The 17,369-nt window shown below is 67.6% G+C and carries 17 protein-coding genes and 1 pseudogene; 9 read left to right on the top strand and 9 right to left on the bottom strand.

Going from position 1 to position 17,369, the window contains the following annotated elements; translation table 11 throughout:
* Window positions 1–243: 243 nt before the first annotated feature.
* Both QH195_RS23700 and QH195_RS23705 read right to left on the bottom strand, forming a co-directional pair.
* Window positions 244–894 (bottom strand): DUF1707 SHOCT-like domain-containing protein, encoded by a 651-nt coding sequence (locus QH195_RS23700; protein WP_280437066.1) that lies wholly within the window; start codon window positions 892–894, stop codon window positions 244–246.
* Between the two features lie 123 nt (window positions 895–1,017).
* Window positions 1,018–2,400 carry an AI-2E family transporter gene (locus tag QH195_RS23705; protein WP_280437059.1) on the bottom strand — a complete coding sequence of 461 codons (1,383 nt, stop codon included), beginning with the start codon at window positions 2,398–2,400 and terminating at the stop codon, window positions 1,018–1,020.
* Window positions 2,401–2,569: 169 nt separating this feature from the next.
* On the opposite strand from QH195_RS23705, the gene QH195_RS23710 reads away from it, so the two are divergent.
* The 3 genes from QH195_RS23710 (at window position 2,570) to QH195_RS23720 (ending at window position 5,730) form a co-directional block, all read left to right on the top strand.
* Complete coding sequence (locus tag QH195_RS23710; RefSeq protein ID WP_280437067.1) at window positions 2,570–4,105, top strand: adenylate/guanylate cyclase domain-containing protein; 1,536 nt, start codon at window positions 2,570–2,572, stop codon at window positions 4,103–4,105.
* Window positions 4,106–4,173: 68 nt separating this feature from the next.
* Window positions 4,174–5,280, top strand: a complete 1,107-nt coding sequence (locus QH195_RS23715; RefSeq protein WP_432278279.1) for a lysylphosphatidylglycerol synthase transmembrane domain-containing protein — start codon at window positions 4,174–4,176, stop codon at window positions 5,278–5,280.
* Between the two features lie 69 nt (window positions 5,281–5,349).
* The gene (locus tag QH195_RS23720; protein ID WP_280437060.1) at window positions 5,350–5,730 is read left to right on the top strand and encodes a DUF3054 domain-containing protein; all 381 of its coding nucleotides are present in this window, start codon (window positions 5,350–5,352) and stop codon (window positions 5,728–5,730) included.
* A 13-nt stretch (window positions 5,731–5,743) separates the two neighbouring features.
* Here the strand turns inward: QH195_RS23720 and QH195_RS23725 are convergent, their stop codons facing one another.
* The gene (locus QH195_RS23725; RefSeq protein ID WP_280437061.1) at window positions 5,744–7,339 is read right to left on the bottom strand and encodes an NTF2-like N-terminal transpeptidase domain-containing protein; all 1,596 of its coding nucleotides are present in this window, start codon (window positions 7,337–7,339) and stop codon (window positions 5,744–5,746) included.
* Between the two features lie 388 nt (window positions 7,340–7,727).
* On the opposite strand from QH195_RS23725, the gene aroQ reads away from it, so the two are divergent.
* Window positions 7,728–8,201 (top strand): type II 3-dehydroquinate dehydratase, encoded by a 474-nt coding sequence (aroQ, locus tag QH195_RS23730; protein ID WP_280437062.1) that lies wholly within the window; start codon window positions 7,728–7,730, stop codon window positions 8,199–8,201.
* Here aroQ and QH195_RS23735 read toward each other — a convergent pair whose 3' ends face one another.
* Window positions 8,202–8,657 (bottom strand): nitroreductase family deazaflavin-dependent oxidoreductase, encoded by a 456-nt coding sequence (locus QH195_RS23735; RefSeq protein ID WP_280437063.1) that lies wholly within the window; start codon window positions 8,655–8,657, stop codon window positions 8,202–8,204. It lies immediately after the preceding gene.
* A 197-nt stretch (window positions 8,658–8,854) separates the two neighbouring features.
* Between QH195_RS23735 and QH195_RS23740 the strand changes: the two genes are divergently transcribed.
* Together QH195_RS23740 and QH195_RS23745 are read left to right on the top strand one after the other, a co-directional pair.
* Complete coding sequence (locus QH195_RS23740; RefSeq protein WP_280425721.1) at window positions 8,855–9,952, top strand: zinc-binding dehydrogenase; 1,098 nt, start codon at window positions 8,855–8,857, stop codon at window positions 9,950–9,952.
* 73 nt (window positions 9,953–10,025) lie between these two features.
* Entirely contained in the window at window positions 10,026–10,337 is a 312-nt protein-coding gene (locus QH195_RS23745; RefSeq protein ID WP_280425720.1) for a GNAT family N-acetyltransferase, read from the top strand.
* A 35-nt stretch (window positions 10,338–10,372) separates the two neighbouring features.
* Here QH195_RS23745 and QH195_RS23750 read toward each other — a convergent pair whose 3' ends face one another.
* Window positions 10,373–11,134, bottom strand: a complete 762-nt coding sequence (locus QH195_RS23750) for a lysophospholipid acyltransferase family protein (RefSeq protein WP_280425719.1) — start codon at window positions 11,132–11,134, stop codon at window positions 10,373–10,375.
* A gap of 264 nt (window positions 11,135–11,398) precedes the next feature.
* On the opposite strand from QH195_RS23750, the gene QH195_RS23755 reads away from it, so the two are divergent.
* Complete coding sequence (locus tag QH195_RS23755; RefSeq protein ID WP_280425718.1) at window positions 11,399–12,058, top strand: YqgE/AlgH family protein; 660 nt, start codon at window positions 11,399–11,401, stop codon at window positions 12,056–12,058.
* Between the two features lie 217 nt (window positions 12,059–12,275).
* On the opposite strand, the gene QH195_RS23760 is transcribed toward QH195_RS23755, so the two are convergent.
* A complete protein-coding gene (locus tag QH195_RS23760; protein ID WP_280425716.1) occupies window positions 12,276–12,788 on the bottom strand; it encodes an EXLDI protein in 513 nt (170 codons plus the stop codon).
* Between the two features lie 325 nt (window positions 12,789–13,113).
* On the opposite strand from QH195_RS23760, the gene QH195_RS23765 reads away from it, so the two are divergent.
* Entirely contained in the window at window positions 13,114–13,884 is a 771-nt protein-coding gene (locus tag QH195_RS23765; RefSeq protein ID WP_280425715.1) for an SDR family oxidoreductase, read from the top strand.
* Between the two features lie 252 nt (window positions 13,885–14,136).
* Here the strand turns inward: QH195_RS23765 and QH195_RS23770 are convergent, their stop codons facing one another.
* The 3 genes and pseudogenes from QH195_RS23770 to QH195_RS23780 form a co-directional block, all read right to left on the bottom strand.
* The gene (locus tag QH195_RS23770; protein WP_280437064.1) at window positions 14,137–14,505 is read right to left on the bottom strand and encodes a hypothetical protein; all 369 of its coding nucleotides are present in this window, start codon (window positions 14,503–14,505) and stop codon (window positions 14,137–14,139) included.
* Window positions 14,502–15,371: a DUF692 domain-containing protein gene (locus QH195_RS23775; protein ID WP_280437068.1), complete on the bottom strand. Its 870-nt coding sequence runs from the start codon at window positions 15,369–15,371 to the stop codon at window positions 14,502–14,504. The genes QH195_RS23770 and QH195_RS23775 overlap by 4 nt, the downstream gene beginning before the upstream one ends.
* Window positions 15,372–15,539: 168 nt before the next feature.
* A pseudogene (locus tag QH195_RS23780) lies at window positions 15,540–16,283 on the bottom strand (TIGR04222 domain-containing membrane protein); the annotation flags it as partial.
* Between the two features lie 180 nt (window positions 16,284–16,463).
* Here QH195_RS23780 and QH195_RS23785 point away from each other — a divergent pair.
* Window positions 16,464–16,829: a cupin domain-containing protein gene (locus QH195_RS23785; RefSeq protein WP_280437065.1), complete on the top strand. Its 366-nt coding sequence runs from the start codon at window positions 16,464–16,466 to the stop codon at window positions 16,827–16,829.
* Window positions 16,830–17,369 lie beyond the last annotated feature (540 nt).

The raw sequence follows: 17,369 nt of genomic DNA on the forward strand, positions 1-17,369 counted from the left end.
GCCGGACACTTCGCAGACCCGGCTCTGTTCGCCGTCATGGGCGTCGGCGGATATCTTCGCCACGTTCGTCGGCGAAGTAGGTGCACACGGTTTCTCACCCTCAGTGTGTGATCCGGGAGTCGTCGGCCGGAGCAGCGGCGCCCAGGTGCTGGGCGCGCTGGAAGTCGAGGCCGGATCACACCGCCGCCGATACCGGGACGCGGCGACCAGGACGTCGGCAGGCGCAACTGGGTGATCCCGTATTCAGTGGCCGAGCAAGCGCCGCCAGTGGTTCATGAACGGCTGCTTGGCCGTGACCGATCCGAAGCGGACCCGGCCGTGCACCAGGAGGTGCAGCGGGCCGATCGGTGGACCGCTGCGCACCTTGTTGTTCACGCTGGACCCGATCAGTTCCAGCCGGTCCAGGTCGACCGTCGCCTCCTGCGGAACGACCAGCGTCAGCGAACTGGCGTAGTCGTCCACCTGGATCTCCACCACCTGGGTGGTCATGACCGCCTGGGTGAAATCCAGGGTCACTCCGGAGAGCCAGCTGTTGACCCGCAACACCGGTGCGACCTGCCAGCTGCCGCGCCGGTTGACTCCCGACATGCGCGGCCGGATGACACCGCCCTGCACCACACCCGACAGCGGTGTCCGCGCGGTATCACCGGGCTGCGGCAGCGGTGCGGGTTTGCCGTGGCCCGGCTGCGACGCGACCGGTTCGCCGATCAACCGCACCCCCGGCAGATCGATGAGCACGGAATTCAGCTCGCCCCTGGTCTTGGCGGCGAGGGCGGTATCCATCCGCTCGGTGAACTCCCCCAGCGACAGCATGCCCAGACCCACCGCGCGTTGCAGCAACTGCCCGACGTGTTCCCGTTCGGCATCGGAAACACGCAGGTCCCGGTTGCCCACCTGGCTACCGGGACCCGCACCGTCGAATACCGGATCGGGGCCGTTCATGGGTCCGAGATTACCCAGCATCCGCCCGGTCCCGCATCAGGGCATTCCCGGATACGGTGGGCAGCCGCCGCCGGGTCACACCTTGTGACCTCCTGGTTCCTCGGCATCCGCCGTACCGGCCGGCGAAGCCTTCTCGGGGTGTACATCCGATCGGCCGAGGTCCTCGACGGTGCGCTCGGCAACAGCAGCGCGGACCGGCGCCGATCCCGACCGGTCCGGGGATTCGGCGTCGGCCGGTCGCGGCAGGGTCAGCCTGCGCTGCGCTTCGGCCAGCAGCGCGGCGATAGCGAATCGCCCGGTACCCTCGGGACCGCCGACCGTGACGTGCTCGGGTGAATCGGGTTCGGCCGCATAGATACCCTTGCGATCCGCGGCCAGTTCCGCGATCAGTTCTTCGGGGTCCTCGGCGAGCAGTGAACGGATCGCGGTGTTCAGGACCGCCACCAGCGGTACCGCCAGTAGGCCGCCCGCGATCCCGCCCAGTACCAGGCCCGCGGCGATCGCCAGCACCACCGCGAGCGGATGGATACGCACCGCCCGGCCGAGCAGCAGCGGTTGCAGGACATGGCCTTCCACCTGCATCACCGCGACGATGATGCCCAGCACGATCAACGCGGTGACGAAACCCTTGGTGACCAAGGCGATGAACACCGCCACGAAACCGGCCAGGAACGCCCCGATGATCGGGATGAATGCGCTGATGAACACCAGCGAGGCCAACGGTAACGCCAGCGGGACACCCAGCAGTGCCAGTCCGGCGCCGATACCGATCGCGTCCACGGCCGCGACGGCGACAGTGGCCCGCACGAAGCCCACCAGCGACCCGAAGCCGAGTTCCCCCGCGGTCCGCACCCGTTCGCGATGGGCGCGCGGCACGATGCGGGTGACGAATTCCCAGATCTGGTAACCGCTGTAGAGGAAGAAGACGAGGATGAACAGGGTGAGAAAGGTGCCGGTGAGGATATGGCCGATCATCGTCGCGGTGGTCAGCGCGCCGCTGGTGAGCGTGTCCTGATTGGACTGGATGGTCCGGATCGCCGCATCGCCGGCCGTGCGGATCTGGTCGTCGCTCAGATGCATGGGTCCGGTGATGAGCCAGTCCTGCACCTTGTGGATGCTGCCGGTGAACTCGTCGGAGAGTTGCGGCACACCCACTACGAACTGTTCCACCACAAACGTGACGACCCCCGCCACCAGGCCGAGCGAACCGACCAGCGCCACCAGGACCCCGAGGCCCCGCGGCACACCGCGGCGCTGCATCCAATCCACCAGCGGAGCCAGCAGCGCGGCCGCCAGTAACGCGATGGCCAGCGGGATCACCACGGTGTCGAGTCGTCGCACGGCCGCCGCGAGCACCGCCACCAGGGCGAAGATCACCAGCAGTCGCCAGGCCCATTCGGCGGTCTGCCGCACGATGGGGTGAACGGCGTCTGCGGCAGTCGGTTTCGGCTCGGTCACCCGGCCGAGCCTAACGAGCGCGGCGGAAACCGGCCCGGCACCGGGCCGCGACCGGCGCGCGGCGTTCGCGTGCGGACCCGGCAGCGCCCAACCCGGGAGCACCGGGTCACCGGGGCCGGACGCTAGATTAGTACATGTGTCAGCGCCATTGGAAGCGGTCAAACAGACCATGCATACGCGCTGGCCGCTGTACCTCACCTCGATGTTGCTCGCGAACGCCTTCGGGGCGGTGCTGGTGTGGGCGTTCATCCAATACGGGCTGCCGGTGCCGGAGGGCGAGCAACCCGGCACCCGGCAGATCGGACTACTCGTACCCGCGGTGGTGTTCGTCACCGGCGGGGTGCTCAGTGTCGTCGCCTCGGCACTGATGCTGCGCCCGGTGATGCGCTGGCAGGTGCGCGGCGGGCCACCCAGCCGGCAGGAACAGATGGCGGCACTGCACGCACCGTTACGGCAGGCGATCCTGCATCTGGCGCTGTGGATTCTCGGTGGCGCCGTACTGGGCACCGCCATCATCTCCGAGACCCCGGCACTGGCCGGCACCGTGATCATCACCGAATGTATGGCCGCGACCATCGTGTTCGGTTTCACCTACATGCTGGGTGAGCGGATTCTGCGCCCGGTCGCCGCCGAGGCGCTCAGTGCGGGCCGTTTCGACCACACCCTCACCCCCGGTGTCGGTACCCGGATGGCGATGACCTGGGGTATGGGGACATTCGCTCCCACCATCGCGATCGTGCTGCTGTGCGTGACCCAGATCTCGTCGGACGTCAAGTTCTCGGCGCAGTCGCTGGCCGTATCGATCCTGCTGTTGTGCGGGGTGGTGATCATGCAGGCGCTGGCGCTGTCCATGCTGACAGCGTCGAGTATCTCCGACCCGGTCCGTCAGCTCAGCCAGGCCATCGACCAGGTGCAGAACGGTGCCCGCGATGTGCAGGTCGAGGTTTTCGACGGGAGTGAGATCGGGCTGCTGCAGGTCGGTTTCAACCGGATGATGGAGGAGGCCGCGAGCAGGCAGCGGCTTCAGGAGCTGTTCGGCCAGCATGTCGGCGCCGAGGTGGCCCAGCGGGCGCTGGATTACGGCACCGAACTCGGCGGGGAAACCCGGTTCGTGGCGGTGCTGTTCGTCGATATGGTCGGTTCCACCGCCACCGCCGCCGAACATCCGCCGACCGAGGTCGTGAATCTGCTCAACGAATTCTTCCGCGTGGTGGTCGATGTGATCGACCACCACCACGGATTCGTGAACAAGTTCGTCGGCGATGCCGCTCTGGCGATATTCGGTGCCCCGCTGGACCGCCCGGACGCGCCGACCGCGGCGCTGGCCGCCGCCCGCGAACTCCGTACGGCATTGCGGTCGGTTTCCGGGCTCGATATCGGTATCGGAGTTTCGGCCGGTTTGGCGGTGGCGGGCAATATCGGCGCGGCCAATCGATTCGAATACACGGTGATCGGTGACCCGGTCAACGAGGCCTCGCGGCTCACCGAACTCGCGAAAGATCATCCGGGCCGGGTGCTGGCCTCGGGTTCCGCGTTGTATTTCGCCGAGGAGAGCGAACAGCGGAATTGGACCGCCGGTGAGGAAGTGCAGTTGCGCGGGCGGCGCCGTAAGACGAGATTGTCCTGGCCCAGCGACTCCGCGGACGAGGCGGACCCGGTGGCCGCCGAACCCGCGGCCTCCGTAGACGAGGTGGAACGCGCATAGCACGCGCTGCCGTGTGTCCCGGCTGCGGGGCCGGGCCGCAGGGCTGGGACGTCCATTAGGCTGGGCTCGTGACTGCCAACGGTGATACAGCGGATACGTCTGCTGTGTCCCGGGTAGGCGAACCGCCACCACAGAATGAGAAACGCTCCCGGCGATTCCGCTGGCTCAAATGGCTGGCCGTTTCCGTATTGCTGCTGTTGCTGATCGGTGAAGGGGTTTACCTATATCCCCGGCTGCACGAGTCGTGGCAGAAACTGTCCGAAATCCATTGGGGCTGGGTCGCTGCGTGTATCGCCTTGCAAATGCTGTCGATGTCCGGATTCGGCCGGGTACAGAAGCAGTTGTTACGGGCGGGCGGCGTCGAGGTCAGACAGCACAAATCGGTGGCCGTGGTGTACGGCGCGACGGCCATGTCGGTGACGCTGCCGGCCGGGCAGGTCTTCTCCACCGCGTTCACCTACCGCCAGACCAGGCGATGGGGTGCCAGCCCGGTGGTCGCCTCGTGGCAGCTCGTCTTCTCCGGGGTCGTATCGGCCGCCGGTCTCGCCCTGCTCGGTGTGCTGGGTACGGTGCTGGCCGGTGGGCGGGTCGGCCCGGTCAACCTGATCGTGTCGGTGGCCGCCGTGGTGGCGCTGGTCTGGGCGGGTAATTACGCGTCCCGCCATCCGGGCACCCTCGAGGGATTGTTCCGGCGCGGTCTGGCCCTGGTCAACCGATTGCGTAAACGCCCGTCGGACGCGGGACGCGAGAAAATCCGGGACATGCTGGCGCAGGTGGAGTCGGTGGATATGGGCACCCGCGACGGCGCCTGGGTCACCGGATGGGCGGTGGTGCATCGGATCGCCGATGTCGCCTGCCTGGGCGCCGCCTGTTACGCCATCGGCGGCGACCCCCGGTGGGCGGGTCTACTGATCGCGTTCGCCGCCGGTAAGGCGGTGGGGTCCATCCCGTTCGCACCTGGTGGCATCGTGTACGTGGACGCGACCCTGATCTACGGGCTCACCGCGGCCGCGGGTCTGCCCGCGGCCCAGGCCGTCGCCGCCGCGTTCGTCTACCGGCTGGTGAGTTTCGTCTTGATCGCGATCATCGGCTGGATCGTGTTCGCGTTCCTGTTCCGCAATCGCAATGCCGAGGACGACCAGTACGAGCAGGAGTTCACCCGCCTCAACACCTGAACCGCAGTGCGCGGCACACCGCCGGCCGGGACGGATCCGCACACTGAGTTCGCCGGATTGCGACCGATTATGCTGCGCAGTGTGAGATGGCTGGTACCGATCGTTGTCGATGCGCTGCTGGTGGTGCTGTTCTGCGTTATCGGACGCCGCAGCCACGACGAGGCGATACTCGCCGGCCTGCTGCGTACGGCCTGGCCGTTCGTGACCGGATTAGCCGCCGGCTGGATCGCCGCCTACCTGCTGTACCGCCGGAGCCGCGAAACCGGACCGTTCAACGGTTTGCGGCTCCGGCCGACCGGCCTGGTGATCTGGTCGAGCACCCTGATCGTCGGTATGGCGCTGCGGGTGGTCAGCGGCCAGGGCACCGCGGTCAGTTTCATCATCGTGGCGGCGTCGGTGCTGGCGCTGTTCCTGCTCGGCTGGCGGGCGGCGATCCGGGCGATCAACTAGGGACCGCCGGACCTCACTCGTCGGGTTTGGCGAAGGATGCGAGCATCCGCTCACCCATCCGGACGACCATATCGCCACTGTCGACATCCGCGATATGGATGGCGAAGGCCAGATCGCCCATGTTCGCGATGAGCCAGCCGTCGTCGCCGGCCTTGGCGGAATACCCGGTGACATCGCGGAACCCGCGCAACCGCGCCATCTGCGGCGCGTTCATCCCGTCCCGCAGCACCTGCCGCGCCGCATCGGCGACCGGTCCGGGCAGCGGCCCGGTCGGGGCGTCGGTCTCGCTCGGGCGGCCCCGTTCGATCATCGGCGGCCGCAGGGTGCCGTTGCCGATGGCCGCCGCCGCGATCGCCATTCCGAAGGGGCTGGCCAACAGCGCGTCCGAACCTCCGCCCTGGCGGACCGGTTCGGCGTCACCCGCACCCGCGGGACGACCCGTCACCTCCTCCAAGCCGGGCACCCGGAAATCCACGCCCACGCCGAGCGCGGCCGCGGCTTCCAGCGCCTCGGCATCGGAGACGTCCTTCGCGGATTTCCCTTCGGATGCCCCGGCGACCGCCCGGAACAGTTCCATCATGCCGCCCGCGGGGTACAAGCCGGTGAACGCGACCGGACCCTGGGCGCTGGAATAGTTGTTCTGGGCAACAGCGACCACGGCGCCGGTGGACGGCTGGGTGACCACGATCGATGCCGGTGACCCCACGCTGACCACCGCGTCCTCGGCGGCGCGTTGCAGCCGCTGGTCCATGGTGCCGGCGATATCCGGGCCGGCCGGACCCTGGTGACCGGCCAATTGTTTGACGAATTGCCCGTTTTCGAACAGTTGGACCGCCCAGCCGGAGTGCTTGTCCTGGCTTTCCTCGAAGACGTTGGTCATGGCGTCGAGCATCGGTGAGAAGATGCGGCGATCGGAGACGATCAGCCGGGGCTCCTTTTTCATCACGACACCGGGGATGGGTGCCATCTCCGGTTCCAGGATCGCGAAGTCGCCTTCACGCAAGCTCACAGCCGTAATGGGTTTACCGCCCGACGCGGCCAGCTTCTCCCGCAGCGACGCGCCGGTGATCAACGGGGCAACCGGTTCGATGGCGCGGGAGAGCGCATCGGTGGAGGCGACCTGGTCGGGCATCCGCGCGGGATCGAGCTGGATGACATTGATCGTCTGCTGGGTCATCAGCGGTTTGCCGATATTGTCCACCACACGCGGCGCCGGATCGGGCGTCGTCCGCACCAGCTGCACGGTGCGATCGTGCTCGAGCTGTGGCATGACCACCGCCGGATCCCAGGAGATCTTCCACCCGTTGGAGAGTTTGCGGATGGTGCCTTCCAGACCGTAGGACCAGTCCTTGCGCTCACCGAAGTTCCAGTGCACGTCCAGACTGAAGATTCCGGTTTCGGCATCCAGTCCGATGAATTGCGTTTTCTCGTAGTCGACGTGGCCGCTTTCGAGCCCGTCGAACATTTGCTCCAGAGTTGCCGAGGCAGCGGACGGATAGGAGGTCAGTTCGGCTGCCGCGGCATGGTCACCCTCGTCGAGCAGTTCGGTGAATTGGTCGACGACCGATTCGGGACCGGCCTGCTCGGTGCCGGACCCGCACGATCCCATCGCAATTGCCAGAGCCGCCACCCCCGTAAGGGCCACTGCGCCCCGGAAGCGAAAGCGGCGGGATCCCCACACATCCATGTCGCCCACTCTTCACTCTTGCCACTCCAGTAACAAGACCACCGTACCTGAAAAACGCCTGCTTGCGAGTGCCCGCAAACCCGAAACCATAGCCTGTTCCACCGTGTGTAGTTGTGGCCGTACCCAACACACCGCCGAACCGGCCATGATCATTTACCGGACCGTCGGAAGACACCCGGCTTCGCTACGCTACCGATCGACCCACGGCGCTGTGGCGTTACCCCGCAAGTCTGCTTCCACTGCAGAGATACCCCGTAAAGGTAGCCCAGAACCCTCGGTGGGCGCTCGGGGTGTCGGTAGGGTTGCTGTCATGCCCGACGCTCCCTTCCCGCAAACCTCGAGCAGTCCGATCCTCGTTCTCAACGGGCCCAATCTGAATATGCTCGGTACTCGCCAGCCCGAGGTGTACGGCACGGAAACCCTCGAGGATGTAATCGAATTGTGCCGTCGCGCCGCCGCGGCGCGGGGCCGGGAGATCGCGCATTTCCAGTCCAATTCCGAAGGCGAACTCATCGACCGCATCCACGGCGCGCGCGGCGCAGTGTCCGCAATCGTGATCAACCCGGGCGGGTTGACCCACACCTCGGTGGCATTGCGGGACGCCCTGGTCATACCGGAGGTGCCGATCGTCGAGGTGCACATCAGCAATGTGCACGCTCGTGAGGAATTCCGCCGCCACTCCTACATCTCTCCCGTCGCCGACGCGGTGGTCGCCGGGATGGGCAGCTACGGCTACGTCGCCGCGATCGATTTCCTGCTGACCCGCGGGGCGATCACCGCTTGATCAGCGCACCGGGCTCAGCCGGAAAACCGGGAAACCCGGTGCTATTTCGGTGAGCTGCGCATCGGTGGCGTCCTTGGTGACACCTTCGAAGAATCGGTCGACCTCCCAGCCCCACCGTTCCAGATAGTGCCGCAGCAGCGGAATCTTGTCGGCATCGGCTACCTCGGCCGCGGTGAACGCTTCGGCCTTACGGCCGAGTCGCAACTCGCCCGCCCCGGCGACCCGCAGATTGCGGACCCACTGGGTATGCCCGCGTGGCGCGACCAGGTATCGCTCACCGTCGGCAGCGGTCATCACGTTGACCATGGTGGTCCGCCATTCGCCGGTTTTGCGGCCACGTACCGCCAGCAACCGGGATCCGGCGATGCTGATACCCAGCTTGGGCAGCAGGTTGACGACGCGGTTGAAGATCGGGTCGAAACCGGTGGGGGCCAGATAGCGGGTGGTGGCGGTCATCTGCTTCTCCTTAGTGAGCACTGCTCTCTGTTGCGAACAACGATCGCATCCTTATGCCGATAAGTCAAGAGCAGTGCTCTCGAATTCCCGCACCCGGCGGATCTGCCCAACTCGGCCCCGCCGGTGCGAGAGTTTGAGACGGTGGCGGAGGCGCCCGGCGGAAAGCGGGGCGCACCGAGTGAGTGAAGGAGAGTGCTGTGCAGGCCGCAGTTTTCTACGGAGGCGAACCCCGGCTGGTCGTCGAGGACATCCCGGTACCGCGACCCCAGCGTGGCGAGGTGCTGCTGCGGGTGACCGCCTGCGGGGTCTGCCATACCGACCTGCACGTTCTCCGGTCCGAGGTCAAGTTCCCGGCGCCCGCGGTGCTGGGTCACGAAGTTTCCGGAGTCGTCGAACAACTCGGCGAGGGCGTGGCGAATATCGCGGTGGGCGACAATGTGGTGTGCAGTTTCATCATGCCGTGCGGTGACTGCCGGCACTGTGTACGTGGAGCCGAGGACCTGTGCGAGAAATTCTTCGCGCACAACCGGCTCAACGGCACCCTCTACGACGGCACGAGCCGGCTCACCCGTGCCGACGGGACACCGCTGGCCATGTACTCGATGGGTGGCCTGGCCGAATACTGTGTCGTACCCGCCTCCGACGTTTTCGCCGTCCCCGCGGAGGTCGGCCTGGACGCGGTCTCGATCCTCGGTTGCAGCTCGTTCACCGCGCTCGGTGCGATCCATACCGCCGAACTCGGTCTCGGTGACCGGATCGCGGTGGTCGCGGCGGGCGGTGTCGGCTCCTCGATCGTGCAATTCGCGGCGGCCGCAGGGGTCGCCCAGATCATCGCCATCGATATCAGCGACGAAAAGCTTTCCGCCGTAGCGAAACTCGGAGCGACCCATACGGTGAACTCACGCGCCGAAGACGCTGCGGCCCGGGTCCGGGAGCTCACCGGCGGCCACGGCGTAGACGTGGCCTTCGAGGCGCTCGGCAGTCCGGCCACCTTCGCGACGGCACTGGATATCCTCGACGACGGCGGCCGCGCCGTGGTGGTGGGTATCGCCCCCGCGGGCTCGACCGGCAGTATCGACCTGGCCCGGCTGGTCCGGCGCAAACTCCAGGTACTGGGCTCCTACGGCGCCAAAGCCCGCACCGATATGCCCGCCCTGTTGCGGATGGTCGCCGCGGATACGGTCCGGCCGCAGGAGGTCATCACCCGCCGCTACCCGCTCGCGCAGGCCGACGAGGCGTACCAGGCGCTTGCCCGCGGTGAGATCGTCGGACGGGCGATCATCGAAATGTCCTGATGCCGGAGGCGACTCGCCGCGCCGACTACCCGATCGAGGCGAATTTTCGCGGTCGAACGAGTAGCGTCGAGCCATGCCGACGGACGTCCGCAACAACACCGCAATGGAACGCTTCGAGATCACAGTCGACGGCGAGGTCGCGGGCTACATCGAATATCAGGACACCGCCGGTGAACGGGCGTTCGTCCATACCGAGATCGACCCCCGCTTCGAGGGACAGGGCTATGCCCGCGATCTGGTGGAAGCAGCGTTGCACGCGACCGGCGCCGAAGGACTCGGCGCACTGCCGATGTGCCGGGTGGTCGGGCATTTCATCGAAACCCGGCCGCAGTACCTGTCGATGGTCCCGCACTGGGCCCGCGACCGGCTCGGGCTGCCGCAGTGATTCGCCTCGCCGGGTAGACGGGTGGCCGCGGTCCCTCAGTAGGCGGCGACCGCCCCGTCCAAGGCCTGCTGTAGATCCGTGCGCACGAGCCGGGTGATCTCGGCCGGGCGGGCCGGTAGCTCGGTGTGGGGGACGGTGAAATGGAAGCTCGCCGATTTCGCCTCCTCCTTGGTCGGCTCCACGGCGGGGTCGGCGCGCGGACCGTAACTCAGCCCGAGGCACAACAGTGCGGGGCGGACACCGAGCTTGACGGTGCGGAACGCGATATGCCCGATACCGGTGCCGACCGGCTGGACCTGCGCCGGGTCCACATCGTTGCAGGTGCCCTCCGGGAAGACGGCCAGGCTGTCGCCCTCGGCCAGGCGTTCGGCGCAGATATCCATCATGCGCTGCCCGGCGGCGTTCACCGCCCGCAATCCGTGATCGGTTCCGCGGAACACCGGGATTCCACCCATCATGTCGATCCGGCGCCGCAGTTTCTCCTCGACGAACAGTTCGTCCTTGGCCAGCACCCGGGTGCGTCCGATGACAGGCCGCAACTCGCTGCGCCACGCGGCCGCCGCCAGCGTGTAGGGATCCAGCCGGGAGAGGTGGTTGACCGCGATCAACAGCGGGGTCCGGGCGCGCACCAGTTCGCGGATGGCGGTGCGGGCCCCCTCGGCGTAACTGATCCGCGGCCGGTAACGCCGCCCCAGCAGGGCGTAGGCCCCCATCGCCTGGAGCCGGTTCTGCCGGTGCGCACGGTAGAAGTCGTAGACGTCGTCGCTGTTGCCGAGAAGCACCTCAGGGGGTCGCATACGGCTGACTCTACGAGCATGGGCGAGTCACGGCAGGCCGGAGGCGGCAGCGTGCACGGCCCACAGCCATCGCCATGAGCGAACGGGCCCCGCCGGCGGCGCCGCAGTGCTGTCCACACAGGGCCGGCGGCCCGCTCGCATCCCCTGGATACCGGTGCGCCGGGTTTGTTCGGATGGCCCGGACCCGACGCCCAGCCGAACAATGAGTGAAGCGAACAGGTGATCAGAGGGGCGCGATCGCGCAATAACTGCGATGATGGCCTGGTGGCGCAGGCAGATGACCCCGATGATCGCAAGACCCGGGGCGGCCGCGGTGGCGGGCACGAACCCGACCCTGGTCGTCGCGGTAGCCGGCAGGACGAGCAGGTGGTGCGGGCCGGCTCACTACTCGTTTCCTCGACCGACCTGGCCGAGCCCACCTTCCGCCGGACAGTTGTCTACATCATCGAGCACAACGACGCGGGGACCCTGGGTGTGGTGCTGAACCGGCCCAGCGAGACCGCGGTGCACGATGTGCTGCCGCAGTGGAGCGAGGTCTGTGCGCAGCCGCGCACCCTGTTCGTCGGTGGTCCGGTCAAACGCGATGCCGCGCTGTGCCTGGGTACCGTCCGGGTGGGCGCGTCCATCGACGGCGTGCCCGGCCTGCGGCGCGTCGACGGCCGGGTGGTGCTGGTGGATCTGGATGCCGCCCCGGAGCGGATCGGGGAGCTGGTCGAAGGAGTTCGGATCTTCGCCGGATACGCCGGCTGGACCTTCGGTCAGCTGGACAGCGAGCTCGACAACGACGACTGGATCGTGGTCTCGGCGCTGCCCAGCGATCCGATCACCAGCCGCCGTACCGATATGTGGGCCGAGGTGCTGCGTCGGCAACCGCTGCCGCTGTCACTGCTGGCCACCCATCCGATCGAGGTGGAGCGCAACTAGACACCGAGTTCCCCGTCCATGGACGGCGGAGAGCAGGTTGTCCGGTGCGGATCGCCACGGCCCGGTAGCGAGAAAATCGTCTCCTCGGGAAACGAGAGGTCGAGTCCGCCGAGCACGATCCTGTCCCCTGAGGACTTCCGCGAGCCGGATGAGCGGATGGTCGGACTGCGCTCGTTGTCCATGGTGTTTCATCCGCGCGCGACGCATCCGGAGACGGTCAGATATCGAGTTCTTCCACCTGGGGCCGATCGGCGATATCGGCGACCCGCCGGTACAGCTCGTCCGGAATCTTTCCCTTCAATTCCTCCAGCGTGTCGGTGACGGTGAGCTGATAATCGCCCCAGTCCTGCTCGATACCGAGCATGCGCCGCCAGTTCTTCAGGTCGCGCAACCAGTTCTGCGATTCGGGATAGTCCGACCAGTTCGAATACTGCGCATGCAGGGCGTATTTGCCTTTCCGGCCGCGGAACACCCGCAGATGCTCCATTCGCTCGTCGCCGACATCGCGATATTCGCCCAGCAGCGCACCTTGGAATCGCACCTGCCGGACCCCGTTGTGCCCGACCCGCAACACCACCTCGTCATAACCCTCGAGCCGGCCTTCTTCCAGCTCGATGAACCGGCGCAGCGCGGTGACCACCGCACCGGACAGATTGCCGCCGACGAGCTCCTGGGCTCGCTGGAACAGGGGCAGATCGTCATCGGCGACGTAGATGGTCTTATTCGGCATGAAACCCACTATATGTAGAAGTATACGTATAGGCAAGTAATTGCTGTGAACCGCCGGAATTCCGTCCTCTAGCAGGGAAGATGCCTCCGACTGCGCACCACGACCATAGCTGCGGGTACCGGCACCGGCCAACCTCACCCGAGCCGGGTGATCCCCTACCCGGGTCTGCTCCTGGTTTCCTTGACCCGCAGCGCGGTGACCGATCGCCCGGCCACCGCGGCACGGCGGGACCGAGCCCGCCTCGTGCGCAACACCGGACACCAGAACAACCGACTTCCGTGAAATCCCCCGGCACAACCGGGGCCATGCCGTGAAAGGCGGGAGAATGAAACACGTAGTCGTAGGCGGGACCGGACGAATCGGCTCGCAGGTGGTGCAGAAGCTGGCGGCCGCCGGCCACGAGGCCGTCCCCGCGGCACCCTCCACCGGGGTCGACATCATCACCGGGGAGGGTCTGGACGAGGTGCTGGCGGGCGCCGAGGTGGTGACCAATGTGGCCAACTCGCCGACCTTCGACGAAGCCTCCCTGGATTTCTTCCGCACCTCGATGGACAACCTGCTCGCTGCGGGCGAGCGCGCCGGCGTGAAACACCAGGTCGTCCTGTCGATCGTCGGGGTGGACAAGGTACCGCAACTGGACTACTACCGCGCCAAAGCGCGGCAGGAGCAGATGGTGAAGTGGGGTCCCACGCCGTACTCCGTTCTCCGGGCCACACAGTTCTTCGAGTTCATGGACTCGGTGCTGTCCTGGACTGCCGACGGCGACACCGTCCGCCTGCCCAGCACCCGCCTGCAACCGATGGCGGCCGGCGATGTCGTCGACGCGGTGGTCGAAGTCGCCACCCGCGCCCCGCTGCAGGGAATCCGCGATATCGCCGGACCGGAGGTCTTCGCATTGGACGAACTCGGCCGGATCACCCTCGCGGCACAGCACGACGACCGTCTCGTCGTCACCGACGAATCGGCCGGTATGTTCGCGGCCGTTCCCGACGATGTGCTCCTCGCGGGCCCGGACGCCCGCCTGGCCGGTACGCACTACCGGGATTGGCTCCGCGACCGCTCCGCGAATCAGGGACGGGTGAACGCCGACAGCTGATTCCGGAGACCGCAGAGGCCGGCCGGCGCCCGACTGGCGGGCTGCCCCCGCCGGAGAGTGCGGACACAGAAGCTGCGTGCTGAGCGGCGACGCGCGCCCAGCAGCGGCCTCGGCACGGCGGGTTTCTGCCCTCGGAGTACCCGCTCTGCCCCGCGCGAACATCCCATTTCGTCGCCGACCCCCACTATGGCCGCGGAACATCGCTACCACGCCGCGACCCGGGCGACTCGACCGAGCCTGCGGGCCATGCGCTCAATACTTGCGGAAGCTGCTCAGCGCGTCACGAATCCGGGACAGCAGTATGGTGCGACCGCTGGAACGCGGCGGCTCCGGCGGCCACTGCACACCGTTGTCGCGGGCGAACGCGAGCGCGTCGGCCGCGGTGCCGGCCTTCGGGCGGCCGCGTGCCCAATCGATGTAGCGGGCGGTGAAATCCGGCCCGGTGGCGTGGGCCAGGGCGGGATAGTGCGCGGCGGTCTCCCGGGCACGTTTGCGCAGGAGCGCCTCCGCCGTGGCCTGTACCGCGGCCGGATCGAAACCGGGTGGTACGACTCCACCCGCCACCAGTGCGCGCACCAGTGCGGCCTGCCGGTCGGCCAGGCCGGAGCCCGGGCCGGTCATCGCCGGACCGCCCGGGCCGTCGCGGTGATCGGGGCGCGGGCCGCGGCATTACTGATCGCGTCCAGTTCGTCGAGCAGTTCGTCGGCCGGCGGATAGTTTCCGTCCCGTTCGAGCATCAGCGGCACCGGGTGGTCGCGAACGAATTCGGCGACCAGCGCCAGGACCTCGGCCGGGATCGGATGCAGGTGGGTGTCGTGATACCGGCCGCCGGATTCCGCGCCACCGGCGATATGGCAGTAGGCAATTCGCTCGGCGGGCAACCGCCGCAGTTCGGTGAGCGGGTCCCGGCGGCGATTACGTGCGTTGGCATAGACATTCGCGATATCGAGCAACAGGTGAACTCCGGTCTGCTCGACAATTTCGGTGAGGAATTCCGCCTCGGTCATCTCGTCGTCGGGCCATTCGAACAGGGCGGCGATATTCTCCACCGCCAGCGGGACCCCGATTCCGTCCTGCGTCCGGGTGATATTGGCGACGAGCACCGCCAGCGCTTCGGCGGTCCGCGGCACCGGAAGCAGATGGCCGGCCTCCAGTCCGCCGGCTCGCACGAAGGCGATATGTTCGCTGACCAGCGGCGCCGCCAGGGCCTCGGCGCAGAACGCCAGCCGGTGCACGCGGGCTTCGGACACCGGCTCGGCGCCACCTAGCGACAGTGAGACACCATGCGGCACAACGTATGTACCGCGGTCGCGAAGTGCGGCCAGTTCCTCCGGTATCACCACCGCATTCGCGTTCGGCTCGTCCTTCACGGGCAGCGATTCGGCGATGACCTCGCAGAAATCGAGCCCGTCCAGTTGCGCGATCACACCGCATATCTCTGGGCGCCAGCCGATTCCGAGCGCGGTTTCGGGTAGCGGTCCGGTCACCGGTGAGCCACCACACCCACCGCAGCCACCACCACCGCCGCAACCACCGCCGTCGCCCCCGCCACCGCCGTCCCCGCCGCTTCCACCGTCACCTCCGCTGCCTGCCGGTTCTGCGCTGTAACCCGACATCGCGGTATTGAGCTCGGGATCGAGCAGCATCAGGGCCTGCACGCCGAACAGTGCGACCGCCAAACCGGCGGCCGCGGGCCCGAAGGACGGGTACGACGGGACTGCCGACGGACGCAGATGGAAGTTTCCGGCGACTGCATCCCGCAGCGCCACCCTGCCCTGTGCGGTCACCCTTCCCACGGTCACCACCCGCCACCAAGCCACGCCCAGCAGTATCAAGACGATCGCCAGGAAGATCACCGGATTGCCGTTGCTCAGCCCGGCGATCAAGCGGACCACCCCGAACAGGCCGACGACCACGATCGGCAGCCCGGCCTCCCGCAGTTCCTTCGAAAACCGCGGTCCGGTCATATATCCGCGTTCCACCAGGGCGTCCCGGAGCCGGTCCAGGTCCGTGCGCATCCGGCGCGTCACCGTGGTGATGCTCTGCTCCGACTTACCGAGATGGCCGGACACCGCGACGGTGAACGGATCGAGACCGGCCGGAGCGCGCGTCGCGGTGGACCGCCCCTGCGCATCGATCAGCTCGTGGCTGCGCAACAGCGCAACCGAGGCCATCACCGCACGCTGATCGCTGGTGAGCAGGCCGAGTTCGGGTGCGCTCAGATCCGCCGCGGAGGCCGTGGCGGGCGCATGGACGATCCGGTACCGCAACCAGAACGCCACACCGACCGCGAAGATCGCGACCGGAACATACAGTTGCAGGAAACCGGCGCTGGAAATACCCCAGGTCTCCGCCGCCGACAGCGCAACCTCCGCCGACGGCCAATGGACCGTACGCATATCCACCTCCGGTTATCCCACGATGTCCGACCAGTATCCGGGCGAATACCGACCGCGCCACGCCGATTCGGTGGCAAAACCGTGAACCGAGTATGGCAGTTCGGGTATCAGCGCTGCTCACACCGCTCGGCGACCCGTGTCTGTGTCCCCGGGCGAAGTGGGCTGGTGTTCGATGGCGGTATGCGACCTTTCCGGCCCAACCCCGCGCCCGCCCACGGGACAGCGAGCCGCGAACTGCTCCGTATCCCGCTGCGGCGCCGGGAGATCGTCGTGCGCCAGACACGGATCGCGCCCGGCGGCAGCAGTGGGCCGCATTACCACGACGGAACCCTGTTCGTCCTGGTCACCCGGGGTGTATTGGACCATCCCGGGTTGGACGGGCCGGCCGTGTACCGGCGTGGCCGGGTGTTCAAGGAACCGAGCGGACCGGAACACGCGCATATCGCCCGCAACACCGGCGGCAAGTCCACGGCGATACTGGTCTGCTATCTCCAGCCCACGGGCAGCCCGCTTTCCCGGAGTACCGGACCACTACCGGGCATATGAGGGCCGAAGCCGCCCGCCGCGACGATATCGGTGCCGAATCACGGCGCGGTCCTACCAGGTAGCCGACCGGCCGGTGCATAGGGTCGGTGTCCATGAAACCTGTCCGTTGGAGACCGACTGCACCGTTGCGCCGCCTCCTGCGGCGCGGGCCCGCCGCCCCGAACGACAATCACGCGCTCCCGGCTACCCACCACCCGGCCACGGCCATAGGGCGAACCGGGAAGCCCCGCAGCGGGCTGCGCGTATCCCACTCCCGCCCGGATCTTCCTCCGGCCGGTGTCCAGAGGCCGGGGGGGGGGCCCCGGCGGCGGGGGGGCGCGGGGCCGCGGCGGCGGGGGGGGGGGGGGGCCCCGCCCCCCCGCCCCCCGAGGGGGGGGGGCAGGGCGGCGGGGCGCCCGCCCAGCAACGGACAAAGCACACCCCCACCGCCACCGGCCTGCGTCGATTCGTATTCACCAGTTCCGCCGCCACCATCGGACACCGGCCGGGCGCGATCGTCGACGAGACCGTGCCGTTCAACTGGCCGCGCCTGGGCGGGCC

It is taken from the genome of Nocardia carnea, from assembly GCF_029868855.1.
Classification (GTDB): Bacteria; Actinomycetota; Actinomycetes; order Mycobacteriales; family Mycobacteriaceae; genus Nocardia; species Nocardia carnea_A.